Source organism: Paenibacillus cymbidii, assembly GCF_004764705.1.
In the GTDB taxonomy this organism is placed as follows: domain Bacteria; phylum Bacillota; class Bacilli; order Paenibacillales; family NBRC-103111; genus Paenibacillus_AN; species Paenibacillus_AN cymbidii.
Map to the genome: position 1 here is coordinate 189396 of NZ_SHLX01000009.1, position 26468 is coordinate 215863.

16 protein-coding genes are annotated in these 26468 nt (G+C 57.8%); 12 read left to right on the forward strand and 4 right to left on the reverse strand.

What is annotated here, in order from left to right:
- Window positions 1-157 precede the first annotated feature (157 nt).
- From ftsE to EXY20_RS14720, 5 genes are all read left to right on the forward strand, one after another.
- Complete coding sequence (gene ftsE / locus EXY20_RS14700) at window positions 158-844, forward strand: cell division ATP-binding protein FtsE (protein WP_135552312.1); 687 nt, start codon at window positions 158-160, stop codon at window positions 842-844.
- Window positions 834-1748, forward strand: coding sequence for a permease-like cell division protein FtsX (ftsX, locus tag EXY20_RS14705; protein ID WP_135552313.1), 915 nt, complete (start codon window positions 834-836; stop codon window positions 1746-1748). The genes ftsE and ftsX overlap by 11 nt, the downstream gene beginning before the upstream one ends.
- 51 nt (window positions 1749-1799) lie before the next feature.
- Entirely contained in the window at window positions 1800-3023 is a 1224-nt protein-coding gene (locus EXY20_RS14710) for a murein hydrolase activator EnvC family protein (RefSeq protein WP_135552314.1), read from the forward strand.
- 129 nt (window positions 3024-3152) lie between these two features.
- Entirely contained in the window at window positions 3153-4613 is a 1461-nt protein-coding gene (locus tag EXY20_RS14715) for a S41 family peptidase (protein WP_135552315.1), read from the forward strand.
- Window positions 4614-5484: 871 nt separating this feature from the next.
- The gene (locus EXY20_RS14720; RefSeq protein WP_135552316.1) at window positions 5485-6804 is read left to right on the forward strand and encodes a PDZ domain-containing protein; all 1320 of its coding nucleotides are present in this window, start codon (window positions 5485-5487) and stop codon (window positions 6802-6804) included.
- A gap of 28 nt (window positions 6805-6832) precedes the next feature.
- Here the strand turns inward: EXY20_RS14720 and EXY20_RS14725 are convergent, their stop codons facing one another.
- Window positions 6833-7960 (reverse strand): response regulator, encoded by a 1128-nt coding sequence (locus tag EXY20_RS14725; protein WP_235885906.1) that lies wholly within the window; start codon window positions 7958-7960, stop codon window positions 6833-6835.
- 1476 nt (window positions 7961-9436) lie between these two features.
- Between EXY20_RS14725 and EXY20_RS14730 the strand changes: the two genes are divergently transcribed.
- The 5 genes from EXY20_RS14730 (at window position 9437) to EXY20_RS14750 (ending at window position 18056) form a co-directional block, all read left to right on the forward strand.
- A complete protein-coding gene (locus EXY20_RS14730) occupies window positions 9437-14416 on the forward strand; it encodes a tandem-95 repeat protein (RefSeq protein ID WP_167859234.1) in 4980 nt (1659 codons plus the stop codon).
- A gap of 415 nt (window positions 14417-14831) precedes the next feature.
- Window positions 14832-16355 carry a sensor histidine kinase gene (locus tag EXY20_RS14735; RefSeq protein ID WP_235885908.1) on the forward strand — a complete coding sequence of 508 codons (1524 nt, stop codon included), beginning with the start codon at window positions 14832-14834 and terminating at the stop codon, window positions 16353-16355.
- Window positions 16352-17083: a response regulator transcription factor gene (locus EXY20_RS14740; protein ID WP_135552320.1), complete on the forward strand. Its 732-nt coding sequence runs from the start codon at window positions 16352-16354 to the stop codon at window positions 17081-17083. Before EXY20_RS14735 ends, EXY20_RS14740 begins: the two co-directional genes overlap by 4 nt.
- Before the next feature lie 46 nt (window positions 17084-17129).
- Complete coding sequence (locus EXY20_RS14745; RefSeq protein WP_135552322.1) at window positions 17130-17642, forward strand: hypothetical protein; 513 nt, start codon at window positions 17130-17132, stop codon at window positions 17640-17642.
- Window positions 17643-17654: 12 nt separating this feature from the next.
- Entirely contained in the window at window positions 17655-18056 is a 402-nt protein-coding gene (locus tag EXY20_RS14750; RefSeq protein WP_135552324.1) for a DUF6220 domain-containing protein, read from the forward strand.
- 68 nt (window positions 18057-18124) lie between these two features.
- On the opposite strand, the gene EXY20_RS14755 is transcribed toward EXY20_RS14750, so the two are convergent.
- The 3 genes from EXY20_RS14755 to EXY20_RS14765 form a co-directional block, all read right to left on the reverse strand.
- On the reverse strand, window positions 18125-19441 hold the full coding sequence (locus tag EXY20_RS14755; protein ID WP_167859235.1) for an ABC transporter substrate-binding protein: 1317 nt from the start codon (window positions 19439-19441) through the stop codon (window positions 18125-18127).
- Between the two features lie 109 nt (window positions 19442-19550).
- Window positions 19551-20399 carry an OmpA/MotB family protein gene (locus EXY20_RS14760; RefSeq protein WP_135552328.1) on the reverse strand — a complete coding sequence of 283 codons (849 nt, stop codon included), beginning with the start codon at window positions 20397-20399 and terminating at the stop codon, window positions 19551-19553.
- Entirely contained in the window at window positions 20383-21177 is a 795-nt protein-coding gene (locus EXY20_RS14765; RefSeq protein ID WP_135552330.1) for a flagellar motor protein, read from the reverse strand. Before EXY20_RS14765 ends, EXY20_RS14760 begins: the two co-directional genes overlap by 17 nt.
- A gap of 226 nt (window positions 21178-21403) precedes the next feature.
- Here EXY20_RS14765 and uvrB point away from each other — a divergent pair, with 226 nt between their 5' ends.
- Together uvrB and uvrA are read left to right on the forward strand one after the other, a co-directional pair.
- Window positions 21404-23401 (forward strand): excinuclease ABC subunit UvrB, encoded by a 1998-nt coding sequence (gene uvrB / locus EXY20_RS14770; protein WP_135552332.1) that lies wholly within the window; start codon window positions 21404-21406, stop codon window positions 23399-23401.
- 91 nt (window positions 23402-23492) lie between these two features.
- The gene (gene uvrA / locus EXY20_RS14775) at window positions 23493-26468 is read left to right on the forward strand and encodes an excinuclease ABC subunit UvrA (protein WP_135552335.1); all 2976 of its coding nucleotides are present in this window, start codon (window positions 23493-23495) and stop codon (window positions 26466-26468) included.

The window sequence follows — 26468 nt, forward strand, 5'->3', positions numbered from 1 at the left end:
CCAATGTGAAAATATTCGGAAAATGTCGGCGGAAGAAAGGATTTTGCCAGCCGGTGTCGAAATCATATAGTCTGCCTTGAGCTTTTTGACGACTCTCCTATGCGCAGCACGGACTATAGCATCTTGGGCAAGACAACTTTTTAACGGATGTGATCGCGTGATCGAAATGCAAGATGTATGGAAGACGTACCCCGACGGCACGCACGCCATTCGGGGCATCAACCTGAAGGTGGACCGCAATGAATTCGTGTACGTCGTCGGGCCTTCCGGCGCCGGCAAATCGACGTTCATGAAGATGATCTATAGAGAAGAGAAACCGACGAAGGGGCAGATCTACGTCAGCGGCTTCAACCTCGGCAAGCTCAAGCAGCGGAAAATTCCGTATTTGCGCCGCAGCATCGGCGTTATTTTCCAGGATTTTCGCCTGTTGCCGAAGCTGACGGTGTTCGAGAACGTCGCGTTCGCCCTTGAGGTAATCGAAACGCCGAAGAAGCTGATCAAGAAGCGGTCGATGGAGGTGCTCGAGCTCGTCCACCTCAAGGAGAAGGCGAACTCGCTGCCGACCCAGCTGTCCGGCGGCGAACAGCAGCGCGTCGCCATCGCGCGCGCGATTGTCAACAGCCCGAGCGTCATCATCGCCGACGAGCCGACCGGCAACCTCGATCCGGACACCTCCTGGGGCATTATGAAGCTGCTGGAGGAGATCAACTATCGCGGCACGACGATCATCATGGCGACCCATAACAAGGAAATCGTGAACACCCTCCGCAAACGCGTCATTGCCATCGAGAAGGGCCTTATCGCCCGCGACGAAGCGAGGGGAGAGTACGGCTATGAAAATTAGCACGATGGGCCGTCACATCGCCGAAGGCGGCAAAAGCCTCGTCCGCAACGGCTGGATGACGTTCGCTTCCGTCAGTTCCATCGCCATTTCGCTATTCATCCTCGGTGTCTTTGTCGTTGTTGCCGTTAATGTCGATTATTTCGCCAAGCAGATCGAAAACCAGGTGGAGATCCGCGTCTTCCTCGACGTGAACACCCCGCAAGCTACGATCGATTCGCTGCAGCAAACGATGACCGAAATGCCCGAGGTCGGCAAGGTCACGTTCGTGTCGAAGGCCGAAGGACTGCAAATCATGCGCGAGCGCATGGGCGACAGCGGCCGCCCTTTGCTGGAGGGGCTGGACGGGGAGAACAACCCGCTGAACGACTCGTTTAATGTCGAAGTGCGCGAACCGCGGCAAGTCGCCGAAGCAGCGGCCGCCATCGCCGCAATCAAGACCGGAAGCAATCCCGAGCCGATCATCAAGGTCGACTACGGCAAAGGCACGGTCGAAACGCTGTTCACCGTCACGCGCTACGTCCGTTACATCGGCATCGCGCTCGTTCTTTGTCTGGGCTTGACGGCGATGTTCCTTATTTCGAATACGATCAAGCTGACGATTATGGCGCGCAACCGCGAGATCCGGATCATGAAGCTGGTCGGCGCGACCAACAGCTTCATTCGCTGGCCGTTTTTTATCGAAGGGGCGCTGCTCGGGTTCGTCGGCTCGCTCATCCCTGTTATTCTGCTCACCTACGGTTACTGGGAACTGATGAGCGTCTCCGATCTGGAATTCAGCTATTTCATGGAGCTGAAGCCGTTCGAGGAGCTTAGCTATCCGCTCGGCGGCATGCTGCTGCTGCTCGGCGTGCTGATCGGCGTCTGGGGAAGCACGCTGTCGGTGCGCAAGTTTCTGAAAGTGTAGTTGCGACCAAGGGCGTTACGGCGCCCGTTTTATTACCAGGAGGGTATGCCTGTGAAAAAAACGCTATTGCCGCTGTTTGTCGCCCTTGCGCTGATCGGTTCCGTCGCGCTGCCGGATCGCGGTATGGCCCGGTCCAGCGTGGAAATACAGAAGCAGATCGACGCAACGAAGAAGAAGGAAGCGGAAAACGCGAAGAAGCAGCAGGAAGCGGATCAGCTGGCGGCTTCGCTCAAGAAGCAGCAGGAGCAGGAAGCGACGAACCTGGACGCGCTGCGCGCCGATATGAAGGTGCAAGGCGACAAGGTGAACGACCTGAACACGCAAATTATCGGCGTTAATCAGACGCTGGTAGCCACGGGCCAGCAGCTCGACGAGGCGGAGGATCGCGTCGACTCGCGCGACAAGCTGCTCAAGTCGCGGGTAAGGCTCATGTATATGAACGGTTCGGTTTCGTATCTGGACGTAATCCTGAGCGCGAAGAGCTTCGCCGATTTTATCGATCGGTTCACCCAGCTCGGCACGATCGTCGGCTCGGACAAGACGATTCTTGAAGCGAACAAGCAGGACCGCGATCTGATCGTGGTGAAGAAGGCGGAAGTAGAGAAGCAGCTGGCGCAGCTGCAGACGCTGTACGCCCAGGCGCAGGAAGCGCAGGCGACGCTGCAGGCGCAGGAGAAACGCAAGCAGGTGCTGATCGCGAGCCTGGACAAGCAGGTCAAGACCGAAGAGAGCATCAGCGACGAAGCTGAAGCGCAGATCGTGGCGCTCGCCAAGCAGCGGCAGGCGCTCAATGACGAGATGAAGGCGGCCCAGGCGGCCGAGAACAGGGCGAAGGCAGCCGCCCAGGCTGCCCAGACGCCGGCGTTCAAGGGCGGCAAGTTCGGCTGGCCGCTGGCGATCAACGGGATCATCAGCGACCCGTACGGCTACCGGATCGACCCGATCGCCAAAGTGCGCAAGCTGCATAAGGGCGTCGACATCGCCGCTCCGAACGGAACGGCCATTCTTGCCGCGGAGGCGGGCACGGTGCTGATCGCTTCGTGGACGAACGGCTACGGCAATACGGTCGTCCTCGATCATGGGGGCGGCTATTGGACCTGGTACGGCCACATCCGCGAGAACGGCATCAAGGTAGACGAAGGCGATACGGTGAAGAAGGGGCAGAAGATCGCCGAAGTCGGCTCGACCGGCGATTCGACCGGCAATCACCTGCATTTTGAAGTGCGCATCAACGGCGAGGCGACCGATCCGATGCCGTACCTGGGCGCCAAATAAACGGCTTGGCATATTCCGCCAATCGGCATCGTATACTAAACGTGACTCGGACCGGCCGCCGGACAAGCGGCCGTTTCCAATGTCCCGGAGCAAGCTACGCCACAATGGGAACGGATGGTGGAGGGAACGATGGTGTTTCGCGGGCGCACCGTGCTGGCTTTTGTGCTGCTGGCGGTTTTTGCCACGGCGGTTTTGACGTTGACGCTCGTCGATCCGGCGATGCTCGCCAGGCCAAGCGGCAACGCCGCCGGCGCGGCATCCTCGGGGTCGCTCTCGGCCAAGGAACTGGCCAAGCTGAGCACGGCGTATGAACTCATCCGGACGAAGTACTACACGCAGATCGACAAGGACAAAGTGCTCGACGGAGCGATCAACGGCATGATCGGCGCGCTGGACGATCCGTTCTCGTTGTATATGGACGCGAAGGAAGCGAAGCAGTTCGACCAGTCCGTCACCTCGTCGTTCGAAGGCATCGGCGCGGAGGTGGCGCAGGAGGACGGGAACATCACGATCGTATCGGCGATCAAGGGCACTCCTTCCGAGAAGGCGGGGCTTCATGCCGGCGACATTATCGTGTCGGTCAACGAGGAGAAACTGGACGGCTTGACGCTCACCCAGGCGGTAGCCAAAATCCGCGGACCGAAAGGAACGCAAGCGAAGCTTGGCATCCTGCGCGGCGGTGCAACGGAGCCGATCGAAATTATCGTCGTGCGCGACGAAATTCCGGTCGAGACGGTTTATGCCGAGATGCTGGACGGCCAGATCGGCAAGCTGGAAATCCGCCAGTTTTCCTATTCGACGGCCGATCGGGTGAAGGAGGAGTTGGGCAAGCTGGAGGCGCAAGGGATGAAAGGGCTGATTCTCGACGTTCGCAACGATCCGGGAGGCATCCTGCCCGTTGTGGTCGATATTATCCAGCCTTTCGTCGCCAAAGGCAAACCGATCGTGCAGATCGAAGACCGGCAAGGCAACCGCAAGGCGACCCTGTCGGAGAATCCCGGAGATACGAAGAAATATCCTGTGGCCGTATTGATTAACGGCGGCAGCGCCAGCGCATCGGAAATTCTCGCCGGCGCGTTTCAGGAGGCGGTCCCCGGCAGCAAGCTGATCGGGGAGAAAACGTACGGCAAAGGCACGGTGCAGACGACGTTCGCGGAAGAAATGGGCGACGGCAGCAACTTGAAGATCACGATTTACAAGTGGCTGACGCCGAACGGCAACTGGATTCACCAGAAGGGCATCGAACCGGACCTCAAGGTCGAGCTTCCCGCCTATTTCAAGGCGGCGCCGTTCAGCCGCAAGGCGACGCTGAAAGCGGACATGACCGGCGACGACGTCAGGAGCCTGCAGCTGATGCTGAATGGCCTCGGCTTGCCGACGGACCGGACGGACGGCTACTTCAGCGAGAAGACGGCCACCGCGGTCAAAGCGTTCCAGCGGCTGCAGGAGCTGCCGATGACCGGGGAAGTTGACACGGCGACGATGGATAAGCTGGAGAAGGCGATCGTCGCGCAAATCCGCGAGCCGAAAAACGATACGCAGCTGAAAGCGGCCGTATCTTACTTGCAGGAAACGATAGCGAAGAAATAACGCAAAAAGCCAGCCGATTCGAGGCTGGTTTTTTGCTGACCTCCCTTAATCAAAGGAATGGCGGAATAGGCCACTTTTTATGGCCTATTTCGTCCAAAATGGGTAGTCGCCGCAAAATAGCCAGTGAATTCACTGGCTATTCGCGTAAATCTGCCCGGATTGAGGCTGTTTGGCCGAAATAACCAGTGTTTTCACTGGCTATTTTCGATGAAACCTTCAAAATGGGGCCAATAAGCCACTTTTTATGGCCTATTTGCCCCGAGCCAAGCCCGCCACCCCCAATGTTGTCAGGTTAAGAGTGTTATCCCATCAATTCAAGCTTATCCCGCCGGCTCAGACTGGTGCAGCAGTGAAGTATATGGGGAAAGGAGGGAGCTAGGCGGCGGTGGTTAACGGAAGAACGTGTTTGCTGGTTATCCCGTTGGCTCAAGGTGGCGTTGGGATGTATCGGGTTTGGAAGCGTTTATCTGAATGGTTTCACTGCATCGTAGGGGGCGCTTTTCTAGAGATGGGTACAAGTTCAAGTTGTTGATGCTTGAGATTGAGTCAAGGGGATAACGGGCAGAAAGGAAGTTACGGAGATCCCCCAATATGGCCGGGTTAAGAGCGCGGGTAGTACACATACTCTACATTCAGCGGAACCGGCGACGCCCGCATGATGAGGACCATGATGCTGCCGGCCGAAGTGGAACGGGAGGAGGAGATTCTGCGATAGCCCGCGATTACCAAATAAATACCGGTTGGCGCACGGCGGGCGAGGGAAGGAATCGTGCGGGCCGCGTCGAATGTACTAGAGAAGGTTGGCGAACCCGACCTTCTTTTTTTCGAATTCAAGACCATTTGGAAATATAGACGGTAAGGAGCTCAGTCGATGGCACTTGTCCAAGATTGGCTGGCGGAGGCGGGCTGGTCGCTGCTGCGTATGCTTGCGAATCCGTTTTATTACGTCGGCATCGTGTTCGTGGTGCTGCAATATCGGCGGGAAGTGGCGCTGGAGCGCAAGCTGCTGCACACGAGGCTGCATTCCATTATCGGCGAGACGTGGCGGACGGTACTATGGGGCTGGGCGGCGGGAATTGCCGCGTCGATCGCCATGGCGTTCGTCGGCGCCGCGGTGTCGTTCGAAGCGCTGCTGTGGCTGTGGGCGATCATGTTCGTGCTCGTCTGGCTGCGCATTCGTTTCCTGTGCCTGGCTTACGCGGTCGGCATCATCGGCGTGCTGCAGGCGGCGGCCGAACTGCTGCCGCAAGCGGCGCTGAACAGCGCAAGCGTGCTGCAGGATGCCGCCAACTCGCTGGCCGCGATCGAGTTGCCGCCGCTGCTTGCCCTGGTCGGGGCGCTGCACCTGGCGGAAGCGCTGCTGGTTCGGCTGCAGGGGCATCGCATGGCAACGCCGCTGTTCTTCGAAGGCAAGCGGGGGCGCGCGGTCGGCGGCTACAACTTGCTGGGCTTCTGGCCGGTGCCGCTGTTCCTGCTGGTGCCGCTGGAAGGCAGCGGGCTGACGCTGCCGTGGCAGCCGCTGCTGATGGACGGCGGCGCAACGCTCGGCTGGGGGCTCGTCGCTTTCCCGGTCGTGATCGGCTTCGCCGACCGCACGCAGTCGCTGCTGCCGCGGGCGAAGATGCGTCTGGTGGCGCTCCGGCTGTCGATCTATGCGCCGGTAGTGCTGCTGCTCGCCTATGCGGCGTATTATTGGTCGCTGCCGCTGCTGTCGCTGGCTGCGTCGGTGACGGTCATCGCGCTGCATGAAGCGCTGATCGCTTACGGCAGCCGCGAGGAAGAGCGGCGCAGCCCGCTGTATGTGCACGACGAGAGCGGCCTCAAGGTGCTCGCCGTGTTGCCGGGCAGCGCGGCGGAAGCGATGGGCATCGCTGTCGGCGAAACGATCAGCAAGGTAAACGGCGAGCGGGTGAGAAACAAGGAAGAGATGCATTTGGCGATGCGGCTCAATCCGGCGTTCTGCAAGCTGGAGGTCGTCAATTTGGCGGGGCATGTGAAATTCATCGGCAGCGCGGTGTTTGCGGACAAGCATCATCAACTTGGCATCTTGTTGTGCCCGGACGAGCAGGCGCCGTATTATGTGCCGGAGAAGCAGCAGGCGGTGCCGCTTCCCGCGCTGCTGGCGCGCCGCTGGTTCGGCGTCAGGCGGGGAGGACGCGGAGAATCGCATACGCATTCGGAAGAAGCGTGACGTGAGAAATACGAACAACAGCGGCCGGTCAGCGGCCGCTGTTTTGTTTCCACTCGCGATACCAGGCTTCGATTTGCGCCGGAGGCTTGGTGCCGAACTCGGTGTCGAGCATGTCGCACAGACTGGTATACTCCCGCACTACGGCGACCGAATCGTCCAACTTGTGATACGTCTCCATCAGTGCAAAATAAACCTGCTCCGCATGGGGCAGCAGCCGTTTCATTCGGCCGTACAGAGCCACCGCTTCGCTCAGCGCGCGGGTTTCGGTCAGAAACTTGCCGACCTGCATCGTATGGCCCAGCCATGCCCGGCGCAGCCGCTCGCGCTCCCCCTCCGCCCACAAATAATCGTATTCGGCCAAATAGTCGCCGCGGTACAAGTCGACCAGCGCCATATGCTGGGCAAGCGTATCCGCCGTCAGCGGCGGCGCCTGCTGCAGGCCGCGTTCCCACTCGTCCACGTCCAGCTTCAGACCGTTCAGGTGAAGCAGGTAACCTTTCTCGTGATTGCCGATCTGGATGTCGATGCCGCGTGCGGTCAACGTTTTGCGGATCTGGTAGATGGCGGTATACAGCTGTGTATAGCCGCGTTTCAAATCCGCTTCCGGCCAGAGCAGGTCCAGCAGCGCGTCCTTGCGCACCGGCTGCGTCCTCCGGTGAATCAGATACGCGAACAGCTCCTGCGATTTCGACGTGCGCCACGGGATCGATTCCGGTTCGGCAAAATCGATTTGCAAGCATTGGAAGCAGCGGATCAGGGTCGGCTTGTCCTCCGGAGTGTCTTCCTCGTCGGCCGCTTCCTTGCGGCTGGACAACCGGGCGATCGTGCGCACCAGCCGCTCGCTGTGCACCGGCTTGAGCACATAGTCGATGGCATTCAGCTCGAACGCCTTGACCGCAAATTCCTCGTAGGCGGTAACGAATACGATTTCCGTTCGCGGCAGCAGCTCCTGGATGCGCTCCGCCAGCTCCACGCCGTTCATCTCCGGCATGTCGATGTCGAGGAACACGACGTCCGGCTGAATGCCCGGAGCCGCTTCCAGAGCGCTCGCTCCGTCCTGAAATTTATCCGCGACCTCGATTCCTCCGATTTTCTGCAGCTGCCGCTCCAGATCGCGCAGCGCCAGCATTTCATCGTCCACTAGTATGGCTTTCAAACAATGTCACCTCATTCTCGTGAGCAGGAACGTTAATGGTGCGGTATCGTTTATCGTCAGGCGTGCAGGCAAGGTAGGATGCAGGGAGAGGTGCATGGTACGTCCGGTTGAAGCCCCTACTGACAATATCGGGTTAAACGCGTATTCAGTTAATAGGCGTTCCTGAGGTTATGGAAACTGAAATGAAACTTTACGAAAAGTGTCACAAGTTGCAAATGAATTCATTTTTTGTTCAGATTGTCAAGCTATGATAACGCAAGCCGAGACTCTAGCCTCTCTCCTGGTACCGGCCGATCGGGTCGGATCGACCTGGAAGGGGCTGTTTCATGCGGCATCGGGAACCCCGAAGTATCTTCATCCTTGTTCAACCGAAGGAAGTTCGATCTAGCTAGTTATACGCAAGGCGGCGCCAAATGTTGTAGGCTGTCGAATTTTACAACTACAGCAATCAATCGTTGTTCAGTTTTTGTTCATTATCCAGGACTATTATAGTAGGATAGGTATGGTTCGAAAGTGGTGGAAAATGTCGAATTTTGTTGTTTTTTTGGCTGATTTTCTACTAAAGCAATGTTTATCTGCCATATAACGTTCACGGGTGAAAGACAACCGTTTTCCGCTATGCCTTTACGAACGTGCTTCAGCCTTATCGTATAACGAATTGGGAGGATTTAACTCATGGGTTCAGCATTCGGTTCACGTTTCAGAGATCGGCAGAGAGTTTGGTCCGTAATATTGATTGTGGCTTTGATCTTCAGTACGCTGACCATTTTGCCGCGTTCAGCGAAGGCGACTAGCCCCACCCCTCACTTTATTGATATCGCCGGGCAGCTAATGGATTTTGGCAATCCGGCTGTGGTCAGTCCCGCGCCTTCGCCTTCTTCCAGCCGGACGATCCCCGCGGGAGTCGGGACTACCTTTTTGTACAAAAACGTCTACCAGGGAAATGATACTTCCGGTTCTGCCATTTCGATCGATGCATTGATCACAGTTACCGGCAAGACGGGAAACACGACGCTGTATGACTACGACCAGAAGACGACCGGTCCGGAATCCAGATTCAATCCGCAACTGACGACGAATGATTCTTCTGGAGGGTCGCTGACGTACAAGGTTGATTTCCTGCTTCACGATACTCAGACGCCTGTCTATCTAAAAAATTTTTATTTGACAGCCGTTGATATTGACTATGCAAGTTCGTCCAATCGGGAGTATGTGGAAATATCGGGCTATGCCAGTTACCAGATTTCCAGTCTGAACGAGTTGACAATCAGCAGTGATGCGGCATACCAAGGGCGAACCCGGTTTTTATCGATACAAGATGGGCTTGACGGCGTCAGCTTCGAGGACAGAGCATCTTTTATCGCTTATTATTCAGCCCCTATTTCGTCCTTGAGTTTTGTCATTGGTAGTACCGGTAAAAATAATACAAGTTCTACCGCCCGGCAATTTTCGCTTAATTTCGGTGCGCCCGGCGGTGTGTTTACGACTCCGGTCAGCGTCCCCAATCCGATATCTCCGACGATTACCGTCGCGATTGACGACGGCGGGGACGGGATTTTGTCCGCGCCGCAAAATTTGACGCAGGTGACGATTTCCGGAACGACTACCGCACAAGTCGGGCAAACCGTTAATCTGACGCTGACGAGCTCGACGAATGTGGTGACTGTGCTGCAAGCGCCTGTCCTGTCCGGTGGTACTTACTCCGTTTCGGCGAATCTGTCGGGTTTTGCGGATGGCACGATCTCGGTCAATGCGGATGTCGTCGATACGGCCGGTAACCCGGCTACCACGGCTAACGATACGACCGTCAAGGATACGACGGCGCCAACCGCCAATGCCCAGTCCGTTGTTACGGATAAAAATACGGCCAAGTCGATCACGTTAAGCGGCTCGGACGCGCTGACGGCGGCAGGTGATTTGTTGTATCAATTGTCGAGTTTGACTACCGCGCAAGGCGGTACGCTTGTACAGAGCGGCACCGGCAGCGGTGTGACCTATACTCCGGCGACGGGGTATACCGGTTCAGATAGCTTTACGTTTACGGTGAAGGACAAGGCCGGTCTGGAAAGCGCTCAGGCTACGGTGAGTATTACCGTAAACGCACCGCCAGTGGTGTCGAACATCGACAAGAACGGCACCGAGGACACGGACGTTATGTTCAAAGCAGACGACTTTACGGTCAAGTTTACGGATGTGGACAGCGATTCGCTGAACAAAGTGAAGATTACGTCGCTGCCGGCGCACGGCACGTTGAAGCTGGGCGGCGTCACTGTTACAGTGTATCAGGAGATCGATGCGTCGGCGCTTGGCAACCTGAAGTTCACACCGGACCCGAACTGGAACGGTGAGACAACGTTCCACTGGAATGGCAAGGACGGCGCCCTCTATGCGGAACTCGATGCGAAGGTGACAATCGAGATCGCGGCAGAGAACGACAAGCCGGTAGTAGCGAACATCGATAAGGATGGCACCGAGGACACGGACGTTATGTTCACAGCAGACGACTTTACGGTCAAGTTTACGGATGTGGACAACGACTCGCTGAGCAAAGTGAAGATTACGTCGCTGCCGGCGCACGGCACGTTGAAGCTGGGCGGCGTCACTGTTACAGTGTATCAGGAGATCGATGCGTCGGCGCTTGGCAACCTGAAGTTCACGCCGGACCCGAACTGGAACGGTGAGACAACGTTCCACTGGAATGGCAAGGACGGCGCCCTCTATGCGGAACTCGATGCGAAGGTGACGATCGAGATCGCGGCAGAGAACGACAAGCCGGTAGTAGCGAACATCGATAAGGATGGCACCGAGGACACGGACGTTATGTTCACAGCAGACGACTTTACGGTCAAGTTTACGGATGTGGACAACGACTCGCTGAGCAAAGTGAAGATTACGTCGCTGCCGGCGCACGGCACGTTGAAGCTGGGCGGCGTCACTGTTACAGTGTATCAGGAGATCGATGCGTCGGCGCTTGGCAACCTGAAGTTCACGCCGGACCCGAACTGGAACGGTGAGACAACGTTCCACTGGAATGGCAAGGACGGCTCCCTCTATGCGGAACTCGATGCGAAGGTGACGATCGAGATCGCGGCGGTGAACGACAAGCCGATAGTTGCCGACATCGCCAAGAGCGGCGATGGCACACCAATCGCGTTTAGCGCAACGGATTTTGAAAACAAGTTTACGGACCTCGACGGCGATGAGCTGAGCAGGGTAAAAGTCATGTCATTGCCGGAACACGGTACGCTCAAGCTTAACGGCGTCGCCGTTACGGTGTATCAGGAAATCAACACAGTAGCGCTGAGCGGAATGACGTTCGAGCCGAATGCGGACTGGAATGGCACGACAAGCTTCGCTTGGAACGGGAACGACGGAGTAGATTATGCTGCAGTGGATGCCAACGTCATCCTTACGGTAGAGCAGTTGGAAGGTTGGGCCGGAAGCCGCGGCTACGAAGTCGTGTCGCCAATATGGGTGGCGGCGCCTGGCAAGCCGTTGAAGCTGTCCGCCTTTGCGCCGGCAGCAGTAGGGAAAGTCAGCGCAACATTTGACTTTGAGGGCGGCAGCACGGCGGTGGAACTGTCGCCTGTGGGTGCCGTGAACAACGGTACGCAGCGTTGGGAGGCTACTACGTATAGTTTGCCTTATACTGTGACAACCGGCGTTTATCAGGCGCAGTTTGCCACGTATATTGAAACATCTCCCGGGACATGGACGCCTGCGCTTGCAGAACCGGCAGCCAAGCTTACGAACAACAAGTTTAAAGTCATTGCCCGTATCGCAGTGACAGGCAACGTATACGACTATACGAACGGGCCGAGCGCACCGATCGCCAATGTGAAGGTTTCGCTGTACGATCCGACCGGCACTGTCAAGGTCGCGGAAACGACAACCGATGCGAACGGGAACTACAACTTCCCTAGCGTTGCCACCGAACAATATTTAATTGTGGTGGAGAAGACGGGCTATGGAACACAGAAGCGGATTGTCAACACGCTTCCGACCGACCCGGATGCGACGGTGATCAGGCAAGATTTTGCGCTGGTAGAGTATAATTTGCAATTGACGGCCAATCCGAGCTCAATCGTTGGCGACGGCAACTCCAAATCGTTGCTGAAAGCGGTGCTGCGCAACGGCAGCGGCGTCGAGCTGGCGAATGTGCCCGTGACATTCACGGCGAGCGTCGGCACTTTCGAGAAGCTGGCGGGGGACATTTCTTCCCCATTGCCGAATACAGTGATTACGAATGCGTTTGGAGAAGCGTACATTTATTATAAATCGGCCGCGATCGAAGGCGTCATTTCGCAACAAATTCCCGTTACGGCGACGGCGGACGATCCGGCCAGAAGCTTGTACGCACAGGAGCAGATCATCGTTACTTTCGAGCCGACGTCGATCAAAGGCGTCATTAAACAGAATGGCGTGACACAGGCTGGCGTAACGGTAAAAATTGTCGAAGACTTCAATCATGACGGTATCATCGATTTCGCCGCGGAAGCGGTGACCGACGAAAATGGCAACTATACGATCGCGGTGCCGAAGGGCAACCAGGATTACAAGCTGCAAGTAACGAAACCGGTAGTGATCGACGGCGTGGAAAAATCGGTTACGTTCGTGCAAAATGCGCCAGTCGGAAATGTTACCGGAACGGGAGTCAACTACGATTCCAATCAGGCGGTAACGGGCGTTATCGCGTTGAAACCTCCGGCAGGCCAGTCGCAAGTAATCGACAATAACAACCAGATGAAAAATGCGGTGAAGGTGTATTTGAAAGATAAAGCCACCGGCACTTACGTAGGCGGCAACGCGACACCGACCGCATTTACCTTGGATAATGGCGTGTTTAACGCCGAAATCCCGGCCGGCGATTACGAACTGGAAGTCCGGTTCGTCGTTCCGAATGCGGCAGATCCGACCAATCATGCGCTGGACAAGGAAATTATCATTAATGCGCTTGACGCGGCGGGCACGCTTCCGGTCGTGACGGTAACGGCAACCGGCGAACTGAACATCGTTTCCGAACTGATCGACCCGTACGGCGATATCACCGACGCGACAACGAACGCGCCGATCGACGGCGCAACCGTCACGCTATATTATGCCAGCACGAGCGATCCTGCCTATCCCGGCAATGTCGGTAAAGAGGGGCAGCAAGTGTGGCTGCCGGCGATCGTCGGCTTTGATCCGAACGATAACGCCAACCCGCAAACAAGCAAAAACGGCGGGAAATACGCCTACATGGTGTATCCGACAACGCAGTATGTCATCCGTGTCACCAAGGACGGATATGAGCCGTACACGAGTCCGACCATTTCCGTCGATTACGCCATTGTACGGCACGATATCAAAATGACGCCGGTTCCGCCAGCTACAGGCGGCGGAGCTCCGGCTCCGGTTGTGACGCCAACGCCGACGCCGACAACAACAACGCCAACGCCGGAGCCAAAGGTCGACGCGGATGTAGCGGTCAACATTACTACGGCGCGCAGTTCCTATGAAGAGGGAAGCTTGGTGCCGCTGAAGATCGACTACGTCAACATCAGCGACAAACCGCTGTCGGCGGGAATGCTGACGGTGACGCTGCCGCAAGGCGTGACGATCGTCGATCCTGACGGCGGCACAGTCGACGGCAATAAAATTGCCTGGGGCATCGTCGATTTGGCGGCGGGCGGCGAAGGCAGCCGGTTTATTAAAGTGAAGTTCCCGGCGTCGAAGGCAGCGGAACAAACCGTAGATGTCGAAACATCGATGGCCGTATCCGGCGTGATGGCCAACAAGGCCAACGCCAGGTCCTCGCTCAAGCTGCTGTTGTTCTCGAATCGTTACGGCACAGTGGAGCATACGCGTTATATCCTCGGCTATCCGGACGGCGAGTTCAAGCCGCAGCGCTCGCTCAGCCGAGCGGAGCTGGCCGCGATCGTGGCGCGATTGATCAATGGCGGGAACACGGACAAGAAGGCAGCGTACAGCGATGTTCCTGCATCGCATTGGGCCAGCGGCTATATCCGGATTGCTACGGATGCCGGCATCTTTACCGGCTTTACGGATGGTACGTTCCATCCGGACGTACCGGTGACGCGCGAAGAATTGGCAACCGTTATGACGCGTTATCTGAAGCTGGACACGCCGCAATCGATCGACCAACATTTCGCTGACGCGAGCGACCGCTGGTCGACGACGGCGATCGAAGCGTTGTACCGCAACGGTCTTGTCCAAGGGTATCCGGACGGCACGTTCCAACCGGCGGGCAGCATCATCCGGCTGGAAGCCGTGACGCTGATTAACCGGATGTTGTTCCGCGGCCCGCTGACCAGTGTGGAGCCGTCCTTCCCGGATGTGCCGAAGGACAATTGGGGCTTCGGCCACGTCGAAGAGGCAAGTCAATCGCACGACGCAACGCGGCGGGAAGACGGCAGCGAAGTGTTCGTGCAGCATGTGAACGACAACGTGCAATAAAGATAAGGAATGCGAAACGCGGTTGCCCGATAGGGGTGGCCGCGTTTTTCGGCTGTATAAGAATTTTCTGGTAATGGAGATACAATCTATTTTATATGGTCTTTTTGCGCCGAAAAGAGGGGAGTGTGGGGAAATAACCAGCGATTTCACTGCTGGCTATTTCGGGGAAAAGTCGGGAAAAGTCCTGACGGCCGCAAAGCCACGTTTGCACCGGGTCATCGCAGCGAAAATAACCACACTAAAACAAACCAATTTTCACAACAACTCATCACCACCACCAACCCAACTCCCCCGATATAGACTTCCCCCGAAGCTTTTTTTATACTTTCGTTAGATTTGCTTTACGCGGGGGTTAGAATCGCTTGCTACGATAAAGAGGGCGCAAGCCTGATGACATAGGCAAGGAGGAACATCCATGTCGATCCGCAAAAAGCTGGTGCTGTCCTACATCGCGATGATTGTGATTCCGCTGGTGTTGTTCGGCTGCTCGATCGCGCTGTTCATTTCGCTTTCCGGAGGAGGCTTCACCGACGGGCGGCACACTGGCGGCTCCTGGTCGTCGCAAGACGGGCCGCCGTGGGCCGTGCGCGGCGGCAGCGCCGCGGCGGGCGACGAGCGCTTCGCCGCATTGGCCGAGCAAGCGAAAGCCGACCCCGCCAAGCTGGACAGCGGCGATTGGCAGCGGGAAGCGGACCGGCAGCTGGCGGAGAACGACGCGCTGCTTGTTGTCGCGAAGCAAGGAAAGGCGCTGTATATGTCGCCGGAGTTGCAACAGGTTCAGGGCGGCGTGGCGGACATGCTGGCGCAGCAGCCGCAGGACGGCGCGGCTTCCGCTTCCGCGACTTCCATCGAGCTGGGCGGCCGCATGTATGCGGTGGACAGCGTGAACGTCTCTTTCGCCGACCGAACCGCCGGCGCGATCTACCGGCTCGCCGAAACGAACGACGCCAGCCGCTTCTTCCACCGCTTCATCCCGTTTATGCTGCTGACGCTGCTGGCCGTGCTGGCGCTGACTAACGGGCTGCTCACGTACGCCGTTTCGCGAAGCATCATCCGGCCGCTGCAGGCGCTGCAGCGCGCCGCCGGACAGATCAAGGAAGGCAACCTCGACCAGGCCGTGCGGCTCGGGCGCAAGGATGAAATCGGCGCGCTCGGCGATGCGTTCGAGGAGATGCGCGGGAGGTTACAGGAATCGGTCCGCCTGCGGGACCAATACGAAACGAACCGCAAGGAGCTGCTGGCGAACGTTTCCCACGACCTGAAGACGCCGATCATGGCGATCAAAGGCTGTGTCGAAGGCATTCGTGACGGCGTGGCCGACACCGAGGAAAAACGGGAACGCTATCTGGCGATGATCGCCTCGAAAGCGGACGAGATGGACCGGCAAATCGACGAGTTGTTCCTGTTCTCGAAGCTCGATCTGCGGCGGTTGCCGTTTACGTTCGCCAAGGTCGATCTGGTCCGGTACCTGCGTGATTATACGGAGGAACTGGAGCTTGACGCGTCGCGCCGCGGCGTAACGGTCGCGTTCGAGAACGCTGCGCCGGGCGGCGAGGAGGGAGCGCTGCTCGTCAACGCCGACGGCGAGAAGCTGCAACGCGCGCTGGCGAACGTCGCGGCCAACAGCCTGAAGTATATGCATCGGGCGGACGGGCGGATCACGGTTCGGCTCGAGGAACGAGGCGGCGAGGCGATCGTTTCGATCCGCGACAACGGCCCGGGCATCGAGCAGGCGGCGCTGCCGCATATTTTTGAGCGGTTCTACCGCGCGGAGCAGTCGCGCAATACGCAAACCGGAGGCAGCGGTCTCGGGCTGGCGATCGTGCGCCAGATCGTCGCGGAGCACGGCGGGCGCGTATGGGCGGAGAGCGAGCAAGGAGCGGGAACGACGATTTATGTGGCGCTGCCCACAGCGGCGGCCGAGGAGGAGACGGTGTGAAGCGCATTCTGATTATTGAGGACGAATCGGTCATTGCCGAGGTGGAGCGGGACTATTTGACCGCCCATGGCTTCGCCGCGGATATCGCCGCGACCGGCGACGAAGGGCTGCGCCTTGCACTGGCGGGCGGCTACGATCTGATCGTGCTCGATCTGATGCTGCCGCACACCGACGGGTTCGAAATATGCCGGCAAGTGCGTGCCGTCTCCGACATTCCGGTGCTGATGGTGTCGGCGCGCAAGGAGGACGTGGACAAAATTCGCGGCCTTGGCCTCGGCGCCGACGATTACATCGTCAAGCCGTTCAGCCTGGGCGAGCTCGTCGCGCGGGTGAAAGCGCACATGGCCCGCTACGACCGGCTCGTCCATCGCGCCAGCGCCGGCGGCGGAAACGCGGCGGGAGAAACGGCTGGCGCCGACAAGGACAAGGACGAGCTGCGCGTGCAAGGCATCCGCATCGACAAGCTGGCCCGGCGCGTCTACATCAACGAGAAGGAAGCGGCGCTGACGGCCAAGGAGTACGAGCTGCTGCTGTTTCTGGCGCTGCACCCGAATCGCGTGTTCAGCAAAGAAGAGCTGTTCGAGCGGGTCTGGGGGCTCGACTCGCTCGGCGAGCTGCCGACCGTAACGGTGCACATCAGCCGGCTGCGGGAAAAAATCGAACGCGATCCCGCCAAGCCGCGCTATATCGAAACGATTTGGGGAGTCGGCTACCGTATGAACGGGTAAACGGATGAACGTGAACGGACTACGGAACGGCGGGAGGAGGGCGCGAATGAAACCGATCTCGATGGGCGGCCGAAAGCTGCTGCTGACGCTGCATATCATCTTTTCCGCGATTATGCTGGGCGGTTCGGTCGCCTTCTTCATCTTCAGTCTCGTGGCGGCGTCGACACACGACATGTCGATCCTGGAAGCGTGTTATCGCGCGATGCACCTGTTGTCGGACACGTCCATGCGCGCATCGACGATCGGCACGGTCATCACCGGCGTGCTGCTGTCGGTATGGACGCATTGGGGGCTGTTCCGCTATTACTGGATCATCGCCAAGGAGCTGCTGACGCTCGTGACGATCGCCACCGGTCTTTACGGCATGTACGTCTGGAGCTTGCGCGGCTTGACGATGATGCATGATGGCGTCGGGTTGGTCACCGGCACACCTTTTGAAACGAATCGGCTGTATCTGATGACCGGCATTGTGATCCAACTCGTTTCGCTGGTGGCGATGATGGCGCTGTCGGTATATAAACCGTGGGGAAAACGGAAAGCTGCGGTCTCGGCCAAATAAGGAGGGGTTGTCATGAGGGTTCCCGTTGTGCGATTCGTATTTGCGCTGCTGGCGTTGGTGTTCGCCGCGGCGATCGTCGTGCAGGTGTTTCTGGCGGGCATGGCGCTGTTCGTCCATGTCGGCGATTGGAGTTTGCACCGCAGCTTCATCAACTATTTTGAATATGTCCCGATTCTCATGTTCATTCTTGCCTTCCCGGGGCGCATTCGCGGGTTGATGCGCTGGCTCGGCTTGGTGCTGTTCGTGCTTTGCTCGCTGCAGCATATTACCGTTCAGTTGCTGGCGGACGTGTGGGTGCTCGGCGCGCTGCATCCGATCATCGCGATGCTGCTGTTCATGTTCTCCGCCTACGGCGTCCGGCAATCGTGGCGCTGGCTCTTGCTGCGGCAGGATTCCGGAACGATCGCCGCATAGAGTTCGAAAGCGCAAGACAGGGCTATCGCTTGCAGATGTGCTGCAATGCGATAGCCTTTGGCGGCATCCTATTTGGCGGCAAAAGCTTGCAAGATTTCATTGCCTTTCTTCTCCAATGCCTGGATGGCGTCGGCGATCGATTTATTGCCTTTGACCATATCGGCGATTTCGGCTGTGGACGGAGCGTCGAGCTGCGCATAGAAGCTGGGCGGCACCCGGTCGGGAATCGTTTTTTTGAGCTGCAGCTTGTAAAAGGCGTTGACGTCGCGTCCGCGTACTTCTTTCACATATGGAGTATGGGACGTGAGTACGTAGTTGTTTTGTTGCTGCAGCAGCGCAGTGCCGTCATCGCTATGCAGAAACTTGAGCAATTCCCAGGCGAGATCGACTTGTTTCGATTTGGCATAGATGCTGAATACATCGGTTAAAACAAAGGAATCCGATTCGCCGGGGAAGTTTTTATTGACAGGTTCGGTTACGACCGCCCAATCGAAGGACGCGCCGGCTTGAAACAATTCGCGAACCATTACGTTGTTGCTGATCGTCATCGCGGACGAGCCCTGGCGAAAGGCATTAACCGTTTGCTCCAATGTAGCCCCGATTTGCTTTTCCCCTTCCATCACGATGTTGCGGGAGCGAATTTGCTCGACGACGAAGTCCCAGAGGGACATCCATTCTTTTGTCGAAATCGCAAACCGGCCGGATGCGTCAAATTCGCTCAAACCTTCCGAATTCGCAATGTTGCGCACCAACTGATACAGACTTGGATCGCCAATGGACAGCCCGACGACATGATCGGCGGCGGCTTTGGCATTAAACGTTCTGGAAAGGGCCAGGACATCCATCCAGGTCATATTGTCTTTCGGGTACGGAACCGCATACTTGTCAAACAAATCTTTGTTGTAATACAGCCCTTTCATCAGAAAAGTGGGGGCCAGGCCGTAAAGTTTGATGTCGCCACCCAATTGTTGCAGTTTCCCGATAACCGGAGGATAGAGGTGCGACAAATCAAAATTGTCGCGTTTGATTAACGGATTCAGCTCATACAACTCATTGTTTGCCGCCAGGTATTGAAAGGACGTGAGGGGATAGACAAGATCGACCTCGTTCTCCTCGATTAATTTTTTTAGCGTACTTTCATAATCAGCTTGCCTAAGCGACGGGAGCGGAATGACTTCGAACGTTACTTGTGGATACTTCGTCTGAAGGAGTTTGCCATAATCGCGCATAAACTGATCCGCGTTCAAAAGGTAGGCTACCTTTACTTTACCGCTAAGTTCGCTGGTTTCCGGCGGTTTTGCGGGCTCCTCTTCGGTCGCCTTCTTGGATGATTGGCCTAATAAAGTGCACCCGCTCAAAAAGAGAATCAAGATAATCGCGAGCAAATAATGGCGTTTATCGTTCATATTTTCCCCCCACACGATTCGAATGGAATAAAAAACCGCCGTTCCCCTTCGGAAGGAGGAATCGACGGTGATGTCCTTGCTTGGCGGCTTATTCCGCCTTCACTGCTGTATCGGTGGCGGCGGCCGCATTCGGATCGACCTGGTCGCGCAGCACAACGATTTCGACGCGGCGGTTTTGCTGCCGGTGCTCCGGCGTATCGTTCGGCGCTACAGGTTCCGTATCGGCTTTTGCCTGAATGACGAACATATTGTCCGGCAGCTTCTGCTTAACGAAATAATCCAGCACGGATTTCGACCTGTAATAGGACAAGTCCCAATTGTCTTTATAAAGCGCCCCGGTCGTTAACGGCAAATTGTCCGTATGCCCTTCGATGCTGACTTTCGAGTTCAGTGTGGGCAGGAAAGTCGCCAATTTGTCGAGCAGCGGGAAGGACGGTTGTTTCAGATCCGCCTTGCCGAGATCGAACAGGAACAAATCTTCCAGCGTAACGGCGATGCCGCGCGGCGTGTCGGTTACATGAATCTGCGTCTGCAAGTTGTTCGCCTCGACGTAGTTCGACAGCTTCTCCTTCAGCTCCTGCAGCACCTGCTCCTGACGCTGGGCGTCTTTGATGATTTCTTCCTTCGTTTTCGCCGCGGGGAACTGCTCTTCTTCCGTACTGTCGTTCTTCTTGCTGGCGTCGCCGCCCGAACCGGCTCCCGGTCCGGATTGCTTGAGAAAGCCGTTGCCGTGCGGAAGCAGCGTGTCCGACTTCTTGAACTGGAAGGAAAGGCTCTGGGCGATGACGTCGAACTTGGCGATGTCGATCTTGCTCATGGCGTACATGATGACGAAAAACACGAGCAACAGCGTAATCAAGTCGGCGTACGTAATCAGCCAGCGCTCGTTGCCGCCGTGGTCTTCCGCGGCCGCCTTCCGCTTACCTCTCCTCGCCATTGTCTCCCCCCGCTTCCGTCACGGCTTTCTTGTTCTTCTGATGAATGAACGAGCTGAGTTTCTTCTTGATCAGCTGCGGGTTTTCGCCCGCCTGCAGGGCGAGAATGCCTTCGAGCATCAGTTCCATCTGGGAAATTTGCTCGCGGCTGCGGATTTTGATCTTGTTGGCGATAGGCAAATAAATAATATTAGCGGTCGAAACCCCGTACAGCGTAGCCGTAAAAGCGACGGCAATCGCCGGAGCGAGCGAGTCGGGGCTGGACAAGTTGCCGAGTACGTGAATAAGCCCCATGACCGTACCGATAATCCCCATCGTCGGCGCAAAACCGCCGGCGGATTCGAAAATTTTGGCGTAGCCTTCATGGTGGTGCTCCAGCGCATCCATCTCCAGCTCCAAAATTTGCCGCGTCAGTTCGGGATCGGTGCCGTCGACGACCATCATCAGGCCGTCCTTGAGAAACGGGTTCGGATGCTCCTGCGCCCGCTGCTCCAGCGCAAGCACGCCTTCGCGTCTGGCCACGGTCGCCATATCGACGATTTCTTCTATAATGGTGGAAGGGTCGTTTTTGGTTTCCTTGAACGCCATGCCGAGAGCCTTGGGCACTTCCTTGAGCTTGGAAAAGGGAAAAGCGACGACGACCGCGCCGATCGTGCCGCCGACAACGATCAGGATGGCGCTGAACACGTACAGAGCGGACAGATGGCCGCCGTCGAGCGCATAACCGAGAAGCAAAGAACCGATGCCGAGAACAATGCCTAGAATCGTTGTAAAATCCACAACGGGACCTCCTAAATCATCTGGTGTGGGTATGGGTTCGGATCCGGAAACGAATGCGAAGCGTCGGAATTCGTTCCCAATCGTTTGCAACGAAAGGGTAAAAGAGGTATAATAATGAGAACAAATATTCCTATTTTCGTCCAATGTCGGAGTTACTATTTTTATATCGGAAATTGGCGAAAGAAAGTTTAGAGGAATCTAGCGAAGGGCAGCGGTGATGCGGGGCATGAGCGAGTTGATCGTAAGCAATCGCAAATTCGAACTGAAGTCGGATTACAAGCCGCAGGGCGACCAGCCGCGGGCGATCGGCCAGCTCGTGGAAGGCATTGCGGAAGGCAAGAAGCATCAGACGCTGCTTGGGGCGACGGGGACGGGCAAGACCTACACGATCGCCAACATGATCGCGCAGCTGAACCGGCCTACGCTCGTCGTTGCGCACAACAAGACGCTGGCCGCGCAGCTGTGCAGCGAGTTCAAGGAGTTTTTCCCGGACAACGCGGTCGAATATTTCGTCAGCTATTACGACTATTATCAGCCGGAAGCGTATATTCCCTCCTCGGACACGTTCATCGAGAAAGATTCCAGCATCAACGACGAAATCGACAAGCTTCGCCACTCGGCAACGAGCGCGCTGTTCGAGCGGCGCGACGTCATTATCGTCGCCAGCGTTTCGTGCATTTACGGCCTCGGCTCGCCAAGCGAATACGGCAGCTTGCTGCTGTCGCTGCGGGTCGGCATGGAGAAGCCGCGCAACGAAATTTTGCATCGGCTGGTGGACATCCAGTACCAGCGCAACGACATTAACTTCACGCGCGGCACGTTTCGCGTGCGCGGCGACGTGGTGGAAATATTCCCGGCTTCGCACAGCGAGCATGCCGTGCGGGTCGAATTGTTCGGCGACGAGATCGAACGAATCGTGGAGATCGACGTGCTGACCGGGGAAATCCTGGGCGAGCGCGATCATATCGCGATTTTTCCGGCGTCTCACTTCGTCACGCACGAGGACACGATGAAGCGGGCCGTCGTCAATATCGAACGCGAGCTGGAGGAGCGGCTGGCGGAGCTGCGCGGCGCCGGCAAGCTGCTGGAAGCGCAGCGGCTCGAGCAGCGGACGCGCTACGACCTGGAGATGATGCTGGAGATGGGTTTCTGCTCCGGTATCGAGAACTACTCCGGACCGCTGACGTTCCGCGAGCGGGGCGCTACGCCTTATACGCTGCTGGATTATTTTCCGGAGGACATGCTGTTCGTCATCGACGAGTCGCACGTGTCGCTGCCGCAGATCCGCGCGATGTACAACGGCGACCGGGCACGCAAGGAAGTGCTGGTGGAGCATGGCTTCCGCCTGCCGTCGGCACTCGACAACCGGCCGCTGCGGTTCGAGGAGTTCGAGGAGAAAATCAGCCAGATCGTGTATGTCTCGGCGACGCCGGGGCCTTACGAGCTGGAGCATTGCCCGGAGATGGTCGAGCAGATCATCCGGCCGACGGGGCTTGTCGATCCGGTGATCGAGGTGCGGCCGACGAAGGGGCAGATCGACGATCTGATCGGCGAGATCCACGACCGCATCGCCAAGGACGAACGCGTGCTCGTTACGACGCTGACGAAGAAGATGGCCGAGGATTTGACCGACTATCTGAAGGATGTCGGCATCAAGGTGCGCTATTTGCATTCGGATATCAAGACGCTGGAGCGGCTCGCGATCCTGCGCGATTTGCGGCTTGGCGTGTTTCACGTGCTTGTCGGCATCAACTTGCTGCGGGAAGGGCTCGACTTGCCGGAAGTGTCGCTGGTGGCGATCCTCGACGCGGACAAGGAAGGCTTCCTGCGCGCGGAGCGTTCGCTCATCCAGACGATCGGCCGCGCGGCGCGCAATGCCGAAGGCAAGGTCATCATGTACGGCGACAAGATCACCGATTCGATGGACAAGGCGATTCGCGAAACCGAGCGGCGCCGCAAGCTGCAGGTGGCGCACAACGAGCAATACGGCATCACGCCGCAGACGATCCGCAAGAAGGTGCGCGACGTCATCGAAGCGACCAAGGTTGCGGAGCAGAAGGCGGATTATTTGACCGGCATCAAGGAAGAGAAGATGTCGAAGAAGGACCGCGAGCGCGTGATCGAACGGCTGACGGCGGAGATGAAGGAAGCGGCGAAGAATCTCCAGTTCGAGCGTGCCGCCGAACTGCGCGACGCCTTGCTGGAGTTGAAAGCGCAAGATTGAGCGGCCTCGTCGGCGGGATGAAGGGGCCCATTTAAATGCGTGTTCAAAAAGTCGGCTTTTTGAACTGCCCATTCGAGAAAGGATGAGTGGAGTGGCAAGCGATAATATTGTCATCAAAGGCGCCCGCGCGCACAATCTGAAGAGCGTGGACGTCACGATCCCGCGCGACAAGTTCGTCGTGTTGACGGGATTGAGCGGCTCCGGCAAGTCGTCGCTCGCGTTCGACACGATTTATGCGGAAGGGCAGCGGCGTTACGTCGAATCGTTGTCGGCTTACGCGCGGCAGTTTCTCGGCCAGATGGAGAAGCCGGACGTCGATTCGATCGACGGGTTGTCGCCTGCGATTTCCATCGACCAGAAGACGACGAGCCGCAACCCCCGTTCGACGGTCGGCACCGTCACGGAAATTTACGACTACTTGCGGCTGCTGTTCGCCCGCGTCGGCAAGCCGCATTGCCCGGAGCACGGCATTGAAATTACGTCGCAGACGGTCGAGCAGATGGTCGACCGGATCATGGAATATCCGGAGCGGACGCGGCTGCAAATTTTGGCGCCGCTCGTCTCCGGCCGCAAGGGCGAACACACGAAGCTGATCGCCGATATTCAGAAGCAAGGCTTCGTCCGCATCCGCGTGGACGGCGAAGCGCACGAAGTGACGGACAAGCTGGAGCTGGACAAGAACAAGAAGCATTCGATCGAAGTCATCGTCGACCGCATCGTCGTCAAGGACGACGTGCAGACGCGGCTCGCCGACTCGCTCGAAACGGCGCTCAAGCTGGCCGAAGGCCGCGTAATCGTCGACGTCATGGAGCACGAGGAACTGCTGTTCAGCCAGAACCTCGCCTGCCCGGAATGCGGCTTCAGCATCGAAGAGCTGTCGCCGCGGATGTTTTCGTTCAACAGTCCGTTTGGCGCTTGCCCCGATTGCGACGGCCTCGGCGTGAAGATGATCGTCGACCCGGAACTGCTCGTGCCGAACCCGAAGCTGTCCATCGAACAAGGCGCTTTCGAAGCGTGGGCGGGCAGCACGTCCAACTACTACCCGCAGTTTATGGCAGCGGTGTGCGGCCACTACGGCATCCCGGTCGACAAGCCGGTAGCCGAGCTGACTCCCGATCAGATGAAGGTATTGCTGTACGGCACCGGCGGGGAACGGATCCGTTTCCTGTACGAGAACGACTTCGGCCACCGCAGGGAAGCGCAGGTGCCGTTCGAAGGCGTTATTAAGAACCTGGAGCGCCGCTACCGTGAAACGGCGTCGGACGGCATCCGTGAATATATCGAAGCGTACATGAGCGCCAAGCCTTGCCACAAGTGCAAGGGGCAGCGCCTGAAACCGGAGACGCTGGCCGTTACGGTCGGCAAGAAGAACATCGCTTTCGCCACAAGCCTGTCGATTGGGGAGGCGCAGCAGTTTTTCGATTCGCTGCAGCTGACCGAACGCGAGATGACGATCGCCCACTTGATCCTGAAGGAAATCAAGGCGCGACTCGGTTTTCTCGTCAATGTCGGGCTTGACTACCTGACGATGAGCCGTGCGGCGGGAACGCTGTCCGGCGGCGAAGCGCAGCGCATCCGGCTGGCGACGCAGGTAGGTTCGAGCCTGATGGGCGTGCTTTACATCCTCGACGAGCCGAGCATCGGCTTGCACCAGCGCGACAACGACCGGCTCATTCGCACCCTGGAGCACATGCGCGACCTCGGCAACACGCTGATCGTCGTCGAGCATGACGAAGATACGATGCTGGCGTCCGACTACATCATTGACATCGGCCCCGGCGCCGGCATTCACGGCGGCCGTGTCGTGGCGCAAGGCACACCGCAGCAGGTCATGGCTGACGAGAACTCGCTGACCGGCCAATATTTGAGCGGCCGGATGTTCATCCCGGTGCCGGACAAGCGCCGGCCGACGAACGGCAAGTGGCTGGAAATCAAAGGCGCCAAAGAAAACAACCTGCGCAATACGAATGCCAGGATCCCGCTAGGCGTGTTCACTTGCGTTACCGGCGTTTCCGGCTCCGGCAAGAGCACGCTCATCAACGAGATCCTGTACAAGACGCTGGCGCGCGAGTTGAACGGCGCCAAGGTGCGCCCCGGCGAGCATAAGGAAGTGCTCGGCCTGGAGCATGTGGAGAAAGTCATCGATATCGACCAATCGCCGATCGGGCGCACGCCGCGTTCCAACCCGGCCACGTATACCGGCCTGTTCGACGATATTCGCGATGTGTTCGCCAATACGCAGGAAGCGAAGATCCGCGGCTACAAGAAAGGCCGCTTCAGCTTCAACGTCAAGGGAGGCCGCTGCGAGGCGTGCCGCGGCGACGGCATCATCACAATCGAAATGCACTTCCTGCCGGACGTCTACGTGCCGTGCGAAGTGTGCAAGGGCAAACGCTACAACCGCGAAACGCTCGAAGTGAAGTTCAAGGGAAAGAACATCGCCGAAATATTGGAGATGACAATCGAAGACGCCACCGAGTTTTTCAAAAACTTGCCGCGCATTCATCGCAGGCTGCAAACGCTGCTTGACGTTGGTCTCGGCTACATGAACCTCGGCCAACCGGCGACGACGTTGTCCGGCGGCGAAGCGCAGCGCGTCAAGCTGGCCGCGGAGTTGTACCGGCGCAGCACCGGCAAGTCGATCTACATTCTCGACGAGCCGACGACAGGGCTGCACATTCACGATATCGCCCGCTTGCTGACCGTACTGCACCGGCTCGTGGACAGCGGCGAAACGGTGCTCGTCATCGAGCACAACCTCGACGTGATCAAGACGGCCGATTATTTGATCGATCTCGGCCCCGAAGGCGGCACCCGCGGCGGAACGATTATTGCTGCCGGCGTGCCGGAGGATGTCGTCAAGGAGGAAATTTCGTACACCGGCCGCTACCTGAAGCCGATCCTGGAGCGGGACCGCGCCCGTACGATTGCTGCTGCGGAAACGACAGCCGCGTTGGCCTCGGCTGCCGCCAAGGAAGAAGTGCCAGCCGGCCCAGCGGGCGGCAAGAGGAAGAAAGGCAAAAAAGAAGTCGCCCTCGCCGAAGAAACGGAACATACCGCCGTTTAG

Excerpts from the sequence above, each read along its gene's own strand:
- ftsX (WP_135552313.1), top strand. The coding sequence starts at position 834 with ATGAAAATTAGCACGATGGGCCGTCACATCGCCGAAGGCGGCAAAAGC.
- EXY20_RS14715 (WP_135552315.1), top strand. The coding sequence starts at position 3,153 with ATGGTGTTTCGCGGGCGCACCGTGCTGGCTTTTGTGCTGCTGGCGGTT.
- EXY20_RS14720 (WP_135552316.1), top strand. The coding sequence starts at position 5,485 with ATGGCACTTGTCCAAGATTGGCTGGCGGAGGCGGGCTGGTCGCTGCTG.
- EXY20_RS14735 (WP_235885908.1), top strand. The coding sequence starts at position 14,832 with ATGTCGATCCGCAAAAAGCTGGTGCTGTCCTACATCGCGATGATTGTG.
- EXY20_RS14745 (WP_135552322.1), top strand. The coding sequence starts at position 17,130 with ATGAAACCGATCTCGATGGGCGGCCGAAAGCTGCTGCTGACGCTGCAT.
- EXY20_RS14750 (WP_135552324.1), top strand. The coding sequence starts at position 17,655 with ATGAGGGTTCCCGTTGTGCGATTCGTATTTGCGCTGCTGGCGTTGGTG.
- EXY20_RS14760 (WP_135552328.1), bottom strand. The coding sequence starts at position 20,399 with ATGGCGAGGAGAGGTAAGCGGAAGGCGGCCGCGGAAGACCACGGCGGC.
- uvrB (WP_135552332.1), top strand. The coding sequence starts at position 21,404 with ATGAGCGAGTTGATCGTAAGCAATCGCAAATTCGAACTGAAGTCGGAT.